This is a genomic window from Acinetobacter gandensis (assembly GCF_001678755.1).
GTDB lineage: Bacteria > Pseudomonadota > Gammaproteobacteria > Pseudomonadales > Moraxellaceae > Acinetobacter > Acinetobacter gandensis.
The window spans coordinates 92597-104577 of sequence record NZ_LZDS01000029.1 but is presented as its reverse complement, the minus strand read 5'-3'; the positions used below and the strand labels follow the sequence as shown (position 1 = coordinate 104577).

Annotated in this window: 12 protein-coding genes and 1 pseudogene; 4 read left to right on the top strand and 9 right to left on the bottom strand. The window is 38.3% G+C overall.

Annotated features, from left to right (window positions below; all coding sequences use genetic code 11):
* Nucleotides 1–383: 383 nt before the first annotated feature.
* Nucleotides 384–596 (top strand): hypothetical protein, encoded by a 213-nt coding sequence (locus A9J31_RS14045; protein WP_067767293.1) that lies wholly within the window; start codon nucleotides 384–386, stop codon nucleotides 594–596.
* A gap of 300 nt (nucleotides 597–896) precedes the next feature.
* Here the strand turns inward: A9J31_RS14045 and A9J31_RS14040 are convergent, their stop codons facing one another.
* The 5 genes and pseudogenes from A9J31_RS14040 to A9J31_RS14020 all read right to left on the bottom strand — a co-directional run bounded on the left by A9J31_RS14040 (nucleotide 897) and on the right by A9J31_RS14020 (nucleotide 4866).
* Nucleotides 897–1457 carry an NAD(P)/FAD-dependent oxidoreductase gene (locus tag A9J31_RS14040; protein ID WP_067767290.1) on the bottom strand — a complete coding sequence of 187 codons (561 nt, stop codon included), beginning with the start codon at nucleotides 1455–1457 and terminating at the stop codon, nucleotides 897–899.
* A gap of 272 nt (nucleotides 1458–1729) precedes the next feature.
* Nucleotides 1730–2206 (bottom strand): annotated as a pseudogene (gene yiaA / locus A9J31_RS14035) (inner membrane protein YiaA).
* Nucleotides 2207–2414: 208 nt separating this feature from the next.
* Nucleotides 2415–3422, bottom strand: coding sequence for an LLM class flavin-dependent oxidoreductase (locus A9J31_RS14030; protein ID WP_067767288.1), 1008 nt, complete (start codon nucleotides 3420–3422; stop codon nucleotides 2415–2417).
* Nucleotides 3423–3598: 176 nt separating this feature from the next.
* Entirely contained in the window at nucleotides 3599–4126 is a 528-nt protein-coding gene (locus A9J31_RS14025; protein WP_067767285.1) for a hypothetical protein, read from the bottom strand.
* 308 nt (nucleotides 4127–4434) lie between these two features.
* Complete coding sequence (locus tag A9J31_RS14020) at nucleotides 4435–4866, bottom strand: glycine zipper domain-containing protein (RefSeq protein WP_067767282.1); 432 nt, start codon at nucleotides 4864–4866, stop codon at nucleotides 4435–4437.
* A gap of 367 nt (nucleotides 4867–5233) precedes the next feature.
* Here A9J31_RS14020 and prfA point away from each other — a divergent pair, with 367 nt between their 5' ends.
* Together prfA and prmC are read left to right on the top strand one after the other, a co-directional pair.
* Complete coding sequence (gene prfA / locus A9J31_RS14010; protein ID WP_067767276.1) at nucleotides 5234–6322, top strand: peptide chain release factor 1; 1089 nt, start codon at nucleotides 5234–5236, stop codon at nucleotides 6320–6322.
* On the top strand, nucleotides 6322–7140 hold the full coding sequence (prmC, locus tag A9J31_RS14005) for a peptide chain release factor N(5)-glutamine methyltransferase (protein WP_067767273.1): 819 nt from the start codon (nucleotides 6322–6324) through the stop codon (nucleotides 7138–7140). The genes prfA and prmC overlap by 1 nt, the downstream gene beginning before the upstream one ends.
* Nucleotides 7141–7262: 122 nt before the next feature.
* Here prmC and A9J31_RS14000 read toward each other — a convergent pair whose 3' ends face one another.
* The 4 genes from A9J31_RS14000 to A9J31_RS13985 form a co-directional block, all read right to left on the bottom strand.
* Nucleotides 7263–8093 (bottom strand): ABC transporter permease, encoded by an 831-nt coding sequence (locus tag A9J31_RS14000; protein ID WP_081410340.1) that lies wholly within the window; start codon nucleotides 8091–8093, stop codon nucleotides 7263–7265.
* Nucleotides 8094–8095: 2 nt separating this feature from the next.
* On the bottom strand, nucleotides 8096–9064 hold the full coding sequence (locus A9J31_RS13995) for an aliphatic sulfonate ABC transporter substrate-binding protein (protein WP_067767269.1): 969 nt from the start codon (nucleotides 9062–9064) through the stop codon (nucleotides 8096–8098).
* A gap of 311 nt (nucleotides 9065–9375) precedes the next feature.
* Nucleotides 9376–9729, bottom strand: coding sequence for a hypothetical protein (locus A9J31_RS13990; RefSeq protein ID WP_067767266.1), 354 nt, complete (start codon nucleotides 9727–9729; stop codon nucleotides 9376–9378).
* A 218-nt stretch (nucleotides 9730–9947) separates the two neighbouring features.
* Nucleotides 9948–10991, bottom strand: coding sequence for an AraC family transcriptional regulator (locus A9J31_RS13985; RefSeq protein WP_081410339.1), 1044 nt, complete (start codon nucleotides 10989–10991; stop codon nucleotides 9948–9950).
* Nucleotides 10992–11113: 122 nt separating this feature from the next.
* Between A9J31_RS13985 and A9J31_RS13980 the strand changes: the two genes are divergently transcribed.
* Nucleotides 11114–11884, top strand: coding sequence for a 3-hydroxyacyl-CoA dehydrogenase (locus A9J31_RS13980; protein WP_067767262.1), 771 nt, complete (start codon nucleotides 11114–11116; stop codon nucleotides 11882–11884).
* The last annotated feature ends 97 nt before the right edge of the window (nucleotides 11885–11981 follow it).

Here is an 11981-nt window from a genome sequence, read left to right as displayed (position 1 = left end):
GCTCTTTGATCATAAAAAAAATGCAACAAATAATACTAAAATTGTATTAAAGATAATTTTTTTGATTGGTTTTATTGAAGACTTTTATCAATGTATTTGATGTTGAAAGGTTGTTTAAAATTTCATCAAAAAACAATTTATTTTACATAGAAAATATCCACTTTTTAGTCATAAAAACTAAGTGAATTTGTATAGGTTTTTGGGTTTAATTTTAATGATATTTTTGATGGGTTTATTAAGCAAAATCTATTGCTTTATCCCCAAATGAATTTTTTTTTTCGTGTGATATTTCCTAGCTAAAATTTAAATTTGATATAAAAATAGCCAAATCAGCAGTGTTGATTGTTAAAAAAATATACAAATAGTGTTTAAATGGTGATCAAATGATTCAAGATGGCTGCTTAATTTGTTTGTATGATGGTATTTATTTAATTTATGAGGGTGTTATTTATACAAATTTTAAAGCGTTTATGTCGGATTTTGAAAAATTTAGGACCTTAATGTTGATTAAATTCGGGGTATTTATTCAAGAAATAGCATTTAGAAAATATTTTGATGTATCAGGTGAAGTAGGTTTAGCCATAAATCTCACATGAAAAATTCACTTTAATTAGGTCGTTAATTTAAGTGAAGAGGGTGGCGATTTTTGTGTATAAACTAACTATATAGTGAATCATGTGACATGCAGATCACTAATTGTATTGTAGCCAAATAAGAATAGTAGCTTAAAGTTGGCTTGATCAGTTTTGAAATTTGGCATGGCTAGCATAAGTTTTCTAGTAGATAATTAGTCTCTTATAAATCCTCAGATAGTAGATAAAAACAAACAACAATACTGTTAATTAAAAATATTATAAAAGTTATGTAATTGTGATTACTTTGTAATTACAAAATTGTTATTTTGGACTATTGCAGTGAATAATTAAATCACATTCATAGGTATGATCATCTAAAGCTGTGATTTTAAAGTCTTGAATTTTAATAATTGGCCATGTATTCAGGATGCAATTAGGTTGTTGCAAGGCAGCATAATAATGATCTGATTTAAGAAATACTTTGTTTTGTATAGCCGTATTTGGGCTTAGTAAATGTCTTAACCAGTGGTTTGGAACTTGATCTTCTAAAAAACGTAAAGCCAAGATGCTCTTGACGCGATTAGTGAATAAGCGACGGTTTTTCGCAATTAAAGGATGTTGAATTAATTTATTCAGCAGTCGTTCGGTACGTGGTAGGACAAACTGAGGTTTGATTTGATAGACCATAATATTGTCTGCGACCTGACAAAGGTGATGAAGTTCTGAAACTACGTGCTGGTCTATGCCAATAATGGCAATTTTTTGATTTTTAAAATCGTAGCTTTTGATTTGGTCTGAGCTAACAATCGTCCCTTTAAAGTGCTCAAGATCTTCAGCTGTATTGTTAAAAATATGGTGTGTTGCATCCTGCTTGTTGGCCATATTTATTCCTTATCTTTTCTTTATTTTAGTTGGATTGTTGGTAGGAATATCTTCGGCGATGCATAGGGATGGGTAAAGGATTTTTTCAGTCTGATGAGTCATGCATTTTGTGCGGAATTGATTGGCTTGGTACTTGTCTTTCTGAGATTTCTAAGAGTGTGCCAATTTTATTTTTGTATATGTGTCGAAGAAAAAGTAGATATCGCTAAATATACCTGCATAAAGAAACAGATCCCTGCATAAAAGAATTATAGCTTAGATAAATCAGTGCTTTAGTTGTGCTCATCATCTTGTGGCTTAAATTCAATGCTACTTGATGTTGAGTGCTTCAGTTCTGGTTGATCTGTATGTGTGCGTAAATAATCCATATCTCGAATATTCTTTTGTACCGCAACAGCACCGAACAAACTCATTAAGAAAGCCATCATATAAAAACCTTTTTCACTTAAAGCAAGTTCTGCATTCCATAAACCTATCGCGAGAAGTACAAGGCAAATAACGACAGATGCTCAGCACAGTCCAAAATATATTGCGGTTACTTGCATGCCTTCTAAACGGTCACGAATAATTTTTTGTAAAGACACTGATGAAAATAGACCATATAACAACAAAATCAGGTAAAAGCCTTTCTCATTCAACATCATATTTGCATTAAATAAACCAATGCAAAATACCACTGCACCTAAAATGAGTGCGCACCAACTCGCTGCGATAAATGCGGGTGTTGGTTTATTAATATATTGGCTCATCTGTTTGTTTTCTCATTTATTTTGCTTCTGTTTAATATTTATACATGATGGAAAATTAGAAAAGCAAATATTTAAGGAACCAAGGAATATGCTTTCGCTACATATTGGGGAATTAAAATAGTGAGATAAGGTGGACAGTAAATGCAAATCAGTCTAAACGTATGCTGAATGCGATATGAGTCATTATACGTTTAGACTGAGTAATTACTTAATTTAGATCATTTTTAATTTCCATTAAACGACTAAAGTTTTCGATTCGTTTATCAGTGTCGTAGATGTCGCATGTAAAAATGAATTCATCGACATCATACTTATTGAGCAAACGTTCTAAGCCTGTTTTGACTTTGGCATGTGAGCCAACCTGTCCCATTGCATAGAAGTTATCTACTGACATTTTTTCTGCAGGAGACCAAAGCCCTTGCATGCTTTGAACAGGAGCTTTTAATTTTAAGCTTTGTCCACGCATCAGTCCCAATACACGTTGGTAAGCACTCGTTGCTAAATATTCAGCTTCTTCATCTGTTTCTGCAACAACCGTTGGTACGCCCATTGAAACATAAGGTTTATCTAAATATTCTGAAGCTTGGAAGTTTTCACGATAAAGTTGAATGGCTTGACCTAACATGCGTGGTGCAAAGTGAGAGGCAAATGAATACGGTAGACCTAAACGGGCAGCAAGTTGTGCGCTAAATAGACTAGAGCCTAATAACCACACTGGAACATGGGTGTTTTGTCCCGGTGTCGCAACAATACGTTGATTGGCTTCAGGTACTTTAAAATACTGTAAAATTTCTAATACATCTTGTGGGAATTGTTCTTCAGTTTCTTGTCGACCACGGCGTAGGGCACGCATGGTAATTTGATCTGTGCCAGGTGCACGTCCTAAGCCTAATTCAATTCGCCCAGGATATAGTGTTTCTAGTGTGCCAAATTGTTCAGCCACAACAAGTGGTGCATGGTTAGGGAGCATGATGCCACCCGAACCTAATTTTATGTGTTTGGTATTTGCAAGCAAGTAGCCCAACAACACAGCTGTTGCTGAACTCGCAATACCGTCCATATTATGGTGTTCTGCAAGCCAAAGTCTTTCGTAGCCTAGATCTTCAGCTTTTTGAGCCAGTTCAAGTGCATGCTGAAGCGAAAATGCAATGGATTTGTCGTCACGTACAGGTGCGAGTTCTAGGATGGAAAATTTTGTCTCGGATAGAGTACGCATGTTTTCTCTCGAATAGTTCTATATCGAGATAATACGATATATGGGGTGATAAGTATATCGATAAAATTCGATATTTATGTATAGATCTATAGGTCGTTTTGAATCAACTTAAATAACTTGTTTGTAAAAATAAAAAAGCACCCGAAGGTGCTTAGATAGAGTCATTTATTTATAAATTAGCGTTTACCGTTTTTATACCAGCCTAAGTGACGGCCATTGTCTTTACGGTAGTTTCGATCATTGTAACTGTAGTTATTGGTACGGTAGCCACGGCTGTTATAGCGACGGTCATAACGATCATCATAACGGCTATCATAGCGATCATCATATCGACGGTCTTCAGATACTTTTTTGCCGAGGGCTGAACCACCAGCTGAACCTAAAGCTGCACCAATATAACCACCATTGGTACCAGCCATATTTTTACCTACAGTATAACCACCGGCACCACCGAGTGCACCACCAATAATTGCACCATTACGGTCACGCTTATTTGACGCAGCCGCTGCACCAGCGCCACCACCAATTGCTGAACCAATCATAGCGCCAGTTTGACCGCCAACTTGGTTACCAATAGCAGCACCAACAACGCCACCTAAAGCAGAAGTCAGTGCAGTATTTGTGCTGTTACCAGCGTGTGTTGCAGTCATTGTTAAAGCTGAAGCTGCAATTGCTGCACTAAATAGAATTTTATTGATTTTCATTTTGAACTCCTGACGAAGTACGTTGTTTATCTGTTGATACCAATATAGAAAAACACTTAGTGAAGATGTGGAAGAGGCTGTAAATGATTTTGATATTTAAGTAAGAACTGTGTAATTTTATCTGCCGAATTTATACATATTTGTTTTACTACAACTGCTATCTAAATAAAGAGAAGACGCTTGCGGGAATGACAACAGCGTAGTGTTGTGATCTATGTATTAATCTGAAAATGCTAAAAAAGCACCCGAAGGTGCTTTTCTTGATCAGTACTGTAATGAGTTTAAGACTACAGCATGACTACATTTGATTAGTGACGGTTACGACGGTGTTTTTTGTAGTATTTACGCTGTTGTTGCTTGTCGTAAGCTTTGTCTTTAGAGATTTTATTACCTAAAGCAGCACCACCAGCAGCACCTAGAGCAGAACCGATGTAACCACCGTTTGTGCCACCCATGCTTTTGCCAACGGTGTAACCTGTACCGCCACCTAATGCACCACCAATAGCTGATTCAGTACGGTTGCGTTTGTTACTTGCTACAGCAGCACCACCTGCACCACCTAAAGCAGCACCGATTGTTGCACCAGTATTACCGCCCATGTTTTTACCAATTGCAGTACCTGCAACACTACCGAGCGCACTTGCAGCTGCAACGCGAGTTGTACTATCTGCTTGAGCAGAAACAGTGAACATAGAAGCAGTCGCTAAAGTCGCTGTCATTAAAAGAGTATTCAGTTTCATCGTTCACTCCATGTCCCAAAGTTCAGGACTATTATTTTTCATCAATTCGATGGAGCTAAATGTAACAAATAACTTCTGCATAAATATGGAGAGCTTTATCCTTATTTGATGCTTTGAGTGACCACTTTGTATGAGTTTTATTAATAATGTGAATATAGCAGTGAATATGCCGAAATTAGCAGCAACTTTGTGGAGAAAAGTAGGAGTGATGCAGTTCACACTTCCTAAAATCAGGGCTTAAAGCAATGCTTGGAATAAATAATATGTCATTTCCAATCTAGAGTCGGTAAACTAGCCGCATTATTTTGAATTTGGCATAACCGTGCATTATTGGCGGATGAGCCTGTGTATTGAGATTTTTTGAAAAATGAAAGAATCGTTACGTTTACGATTAGATCAACTCTCTGACCGTCACGAAGAATTAAATGCATTATTGGCGGATATAGAAGTCATTTCTGACAATAAGCGCTTCCGTCAATTGTCACGTGAGCATAGTGATTTATCCGAAATTACTGATGTTTGGAAAAAATATCGTCAAGCTGAAGAAGATATTGAAACTGCTGAAATGATGCTAACGGATCCAGACTTTAAAGAAATGGCAGTTGAGGAAATCAAAGAAAATAAAGCTTTGATTGCGCAGCTTGAAGCTGATTTAAATATTTTAATGATTCCAAAAGATCCGAACGATGCCAACTCTGCGTATTTGGAAATTCGTGCGGGAACGGGTGGTGATGAGGCTGCAATTTTCTCAGGTGACTTGTACCGTATGTATAGTAAATATGCTGAGTCGCAAGGCTGGCGTATTGAAGTGCTTTCAGAAAATGAAGGTGAGCATGGCGGCTATAAAGAAGTTATTTGCCTAATTAATGGCGAAGGCGTTTACGGTCGTTTGAAGTTTGAAAGCGGTGCTCATCGTGTACAACGTGTACCTGCGACTGAGTCGCAAGGTCGTGTTCATACTTCTGCATGTACTGTTGCGATTCTGCCTGAAATTGATGTAGATACGACAGTCGAAATTAATTCGTCTGAACTTCGTATTGATACTTACCGTGCATCTGGAGCAGGTGGTCAGCACATTAACAAAACTGATTCAGCGGTACGTATTACACACTTACCAACAGGTACAGTAGTTGAATGTCAGGACGAACGTTCACAACATAAAAACAAAGCTAAGGCCATGGCGTTATTGGTATCACGTTTAGAAAATGCCAAACGTGCGGCTGCTGATGCTGCAACGTCTGAAATGCGCCGTGACTTGGTGGGTTCAGGTGACCGTTCAGAGCGTATTCGTACTTATAACTATCCGCAAGGTCGTATGACTGATCACCGTATTAACCTAACCTTATATAAGTTAGATAGCGTAATGGAAGGTGATTTAACCGAATTGTTAGATAGCTTACATCGTGAATATCAGGCTGATCAATTGGCATTATTAGCACAGCAGAATGGTGGCTAATGAATATTGCACAGGCTTTGGCCTATCGTGGTGAACCTGAAAGCTATGAACGTCAGGAAAATGCGTGGTTGTTAGAACACATCACCAAAATTGATTCTTTTGATTTAATCATGAAAAAAGATCAAGAGCTGACTGCCGAACAAGAACAACTTTATATGGAAAGTCTTGCACGTATTACCGCAGGTGAACCTTTGGCTTATGTGACAGGCTCGCAACCATTTTGGACTTTGGATTTAAAAGTGACCAAAGATACCTTGGTGCCACGTCCTGATACTGAAGTGCTCGTTGAAACTGTACTTCGTTTAGAGTTGCCTGAGGATGCGCGTGTTGTTGACTTGGGCACAGGTACAGGTGCAATTGCGCTGTCTTTGGCGAGTGAACGTCCAGATTGGATCGTTACAGCTTCAGACATTTATGAGCCAACCCTAGAAGTTGCTGAGTTTAATGCCAAGAAGCATGATCTTGAACATGTGCAATTTGTATTGGGTTCTTGGTTAAAACCATTTGGCCGTGCATTTTTTGATGTGATTGTATCGAACCCGCCGTATATTGATGCCAATGATGTACACATGAAGGATTTGGCGACAGAACCTGAACGTGCTTTGGTTGCTGATAATCATGGTCTTGCAGATCTTGAACAAATTATTCTTCAATCCAAAAAACATTTAACCGTACATGGTTGGGTGGTGCTTGAGCATGGTTATGATCAAGGTGAGGCGGTTCGTCATTTATTTTTGCAAGCAGGTTATCGTGAAGTACGTACCGTCAAAGATTATGGTGGTAATGACCGTGTAACTTTGGGGCAATGGCAGCACTAAAATCTGTTAAAAGTCTTATATTCATCTAATAGTTAAAAAATAAAGCGCAATCAATGCGCTTTATTTTTGTTTTATTATTTCTAATGCTGTACTTTTTTATCAAGTGCAATCAACAATAAAAATTATTTCACCACATCACGCCAGCGCAGCAAGTATTGCTCGATATATTTCATTATGCTGTCAGAAATTTTGCCCAATACTGCCAATAAGATAATGGCAATAATTACAATATCTGGTCGCGAAGTTTCACGTCCATCACTGAGTAAATAACCAATACCTTGTGTTGCAGCGATGAGTTCAGCGGCAATCATAAACATCCATGCCAAACTCAGACTGTTACGTAGTCCGGTTAAAGTTCCCGGTGAGGCAGCAGGTAAAATAATTTCCCGAATTTGTCTGAAATATTTCAAGCGATAAACTTGCGCAACTTCAATAAGTTTACGGTCTACACCTTGAATCGCAGCAACTGTATTGGTGTAAGTTGGGAAAAATGCACCTATCGCAATCAAGGTAATTTTTGAAGATTCATCAATTCCAAGCCAAAGCAGTAACAGTGGAATCCAAGCCAAACTTGGAATGGATTTAATTGCAGAAAAGCTCGGTTCTAAAAATGCTTCCGCTTGTTTATTTAAGCCTACGAATAATGCAAAGATCAGGGCTAGACCGCTACCAATAAAAAAGCCTAAAAACACTCGCCATGTACTGGTCCAAATATGTTGCCATAGTTCGCCTTCGGACAGTTCAAGGAAGGATTGCCATAGACTACTCGGTGCAGGGAGTAGGTAGGGTTCAATCACACCTTGACGTACTAATATTTCACACAGCACTAGTAAGATGACCGGAATGGTTAGACCCTTAATTACAGCTTTAATCTTTGAAGGTTTCTTTGTGGTGCTGTGATCTGTGGTCGAGCTCGATGCAATGGCTTTATTTTGTGTTGCAGAGAACGACATGCTTATTTCACAACCTTTTGTGCATATTTGGCATCAAACAATTGATCAATCACTTGGTTAACATTGGTGCTTTTACGCACTAAATCTTCTTCAGTCAAAATGCTGCCAGATTTTTTCAAGGCATTAATTTGCTTAGCGGTTGGGATGTTTTGATCAAAATTAGTTCGGCTGAGCTGTAGTTTTGCCACAGCCAATGGTAGTTTCGACTCACGTGCAAGTAATCGTGCCAATTTATCTGGATTTGCTTTTGCCCATTTTCTTGCTTGCTCGTAGGCTTTAATTACGGCTTCCACAGCTTCAGGGCTTTGCTGGCTAAATTGTTGTTTAGTGCTGAGTACACTGTAGCTGTTAAATCCGACATTGCGATATAAAAGTCGTGCGCCCGATTGTACTTGCGCTGAAGCCATTAATGGATCTAAACCCGCCCAAGCATCGACTTGACCACGTTCAAGTGCCGTTTTGCCATCTGCATGTTGTAAATGCACCAATTGCACATCTTTTTTATTTAAGCCGACAGTCTCTAAAGATTGCAGGGTAAACATGAAAGGATCTGTCCCTTTAGTTGCTGCTATTTTTTTCCCTTTTAGATCTTTTAGAGTCTTAATTGGGGAATTTTTTGCAACTAATAATGCTGTCCATTCGGGCTGACTTTGGATATACACTGTTTTAATTGGACTACCATTGGCGCGGCTCAGTACTGCTGCAAGTCCTGCAGTTGAAGCAAAATCGACACTACCACTATTTAAATACTCTAGTGAGCGATTACTGCCTTGGCTAAAGACCCATTTAATTTGTGTTTTTGGTAGAGCTTTTTCCAGTAATTTTTGATCTTTTACCACTAAACTGGTCGGTGCATAGTAGGCATAATCGAGTTTAATCGTTGATGGTAAAGCAGCAAAAACGCTTGAACTGAGTAAGCTGAGTGAAACTGCCGAGAAGATAAATTTTGAATGTTTAAAAACAGATGTCATGTCGTTCACATAAGATGTTGATTTATGTGCACATAGATACGATGAAAGTATTTTGGATACAAAACAGAAAAAATGCTAAATACTGAGAAAATTTCGATAAAGTGATTTAGTGGTTATAACTTCATGAAAAATATTAAGTTTATATCATGTTTAAATCGTCAATTAGGTATATATCAAAATTTGCGTAGAAGTTCTGGAAAAATGCTTAGACTTTTTAATGCGTTAAGGTTGAAGAAAGATTAAATATATTCAAATCAGAAAAGTATAAAAAAAGCGGCATAAGCCGCTTTTTCTTTATGTATAGCTCAGACTTACATAGGATAGTCTTGCAAGCTATCAAACACTTCAACTTGATCGAGTGCTTCAGTTTCAACAGCTAAGCAATACGCTACAATTTTTGCGGTTGCTTGAACCAATGATTCAGCTTTTAAGTCTGCACCTGCTTGTATATCTGCAATTTGGTCAGCATGAATATCAAGTGCATGAGCAACATCTAAAGCATTTTCTGTGCTAAAGAATTGAGAAATTAAATTTTGTAAATCAATATCGGCAACAGCTTTAAGGTGTTCATTAAATTGCTGATCGATTGCGTCAGTTTGAGTGAAAAGGGAATCTGAAAAGTTTTGAACAAGTTGTTGTTCAAGAACATCAATCATCTTAAGCATGGGATAGCCTTTCAAGGAGATGCAAGGGAGTTGGGATACAGCCAAATAAGCAAAAGTGCTTTAAATTGAGTGAAAAATAACCTATTTGGGCTAAAACAGCAAACCTGCTCGGATGAATGGTCAGTCTACTTTTAGTTGATTCTTAAGCTTTTGAATATGTGAAAGATAATCTATTTTTTGCTTTGATGACGCATCAATACCTAATATCGGGGATTGAATTATTCCATATTATTTTGTCTATATGCTCCAGGGCTAACACCTGTCCATTTTTTAAAGGCACGGTGGAATGCACTTGGCTCTTGAAAGTTTAGTTCATCACTGATGTCTTGTAAGCTACGCTCACTACGTGTGAGTAATTCTATCGCTGTATCACGGCGAATATCATTTTTGAGTTGTTGGTAGCTCACGCCTTCACTTTTTAGTCGACGTTGCATAGTGGCTTCAGACATATTCATGTTTATAGCCAATTCATTTAATTCTAGCCATTCGGCAGGTGAGACTTGTAAGAGTTGTTTGCGAATTTGACTACTCAGCGCATACGGGTTTTTAAATCGCACCAATAGATTTTCTGGGGTTTGTTGTAAAAATTGATACCAAGAGCGCTGATCTTGTTTAATCGCAAGGTTTAAATAACTGGCATCAAACTGAATGTAATTATGACTGCATTGATATTGAACGTTTTCACAAAAACGAACTTTATAATCCTGATCATTTTCAGGCGCAGCACATTTGAGTTGAATTTGATTCAATATGACCCTTTGGCCGCTCAGCCAGCACATCACCGCATGGATTAACATCAAATAAGTTGCATAACAAAACATTCGCTTTGGGGTGATTTTCTGATCATAAATGACGATATACGCATAATGTTCTTCTACAGTCAGGGTGCTCCTTAAATCATCTAAAAGTAGATTTAAAAATTGCAGCATTTGTTTGAGTGCATCACCTAAAGTTGCGTTTTGCATTGCCATTTTCGACATCAGTTTAAAACTGCCACGGCGCATAGCATGGCTATCCATGCCAAAAAACTCATCATCCATAGCATCAGATAAGTGCGTCCAAAGCGCAGCGTATTGCGAAACGGAAACGCGTGTTTTACTTGAATTTAGTAATTCTGCTGGAATGCCAGACTTTTGCAGAATCAAAGCTATATCCATATTTTGGATTCGTGCATCGTGTAGTGCTTCATGCACGAGGTCGATAGAAATGGTTCCTTTACTGTATTCAAGTCCTAATTTAGGCATAAGTGCTGATACGTCCATGTTCAGGATTGTCCAAATACATCATTCAAGATGCAGCATTTGGAAATTGTACTGAATAAATTCTGTGTTTACTCTGCATCTTAAGTCGAATTTATAAGAAACCATCGTCATAGGGAAATCAGATGAATATTCAAGGAAAAGTTTTTGTCGTAACGGGTGGCGCATCAGGTCTAGGTGCAGCGACTGCGACACATTTTATTGGACAGGGTGCCAAAGTCATTATTGTCGATATGAATCAAGAACATGGCGAAGCGATGCAGCGCCAATTGGGTGATCATGCGAAATTTGTTCAGTTAGATGTAGCCAATGAGCCCGCAGTAGCAGCTTTCTTTACGCAAGTTGAAGCAGATTATGGGCAATTGAATGGTTTGGTAAATTGCGCGGGGATTGCACCTTCGGCAAAAGTGTTAGGCCGTGACGGTTTGCATGATTTGGCTATGTTCCAAAAAGTACTTGAGATTAATGTTAGCGGTACATTTAACATGCTGCGTTATGCGGCGCAGTTGATTGCTAAATATGAGTTAAAGGCAGGTGAAGAAGAGCGCGGTGTGATTGTGAATACGGCTTCCGTTGCTGCTTTTGATGGTCAAATTGGACAAAGTGCTTATGCAGCATCAAAAGGTGCAGTGGTTGCCATGACTTTACCTTTAGCGCGTGAATTGGCACGTGAGTCGATTCGTGTGATGACGATTGCGCCGGGCATTATGGAAACACCAATGTTAAAGGGTTTGCCGCAGAATGTTCAGGATGCTTTAGGGCAAATGGTGCCTTTTCCACCTCGTTTAGCGAAGCCCCAAGAGTTTGCAAAATTGGTCTCGCATATTTTTGAAAATAGTTATTTGAATGGTGAAGTGATTCGTTTAGATGGTGCGATTCGGATGCAGCCTAAATAATTTTAGGCATTCATACACTGATGTGACTGCATGGCTGCCGATACCTATTGGAAATTTAAATACCAGTTTAGGCGCTTTCATTTTCTTTTGACGGATC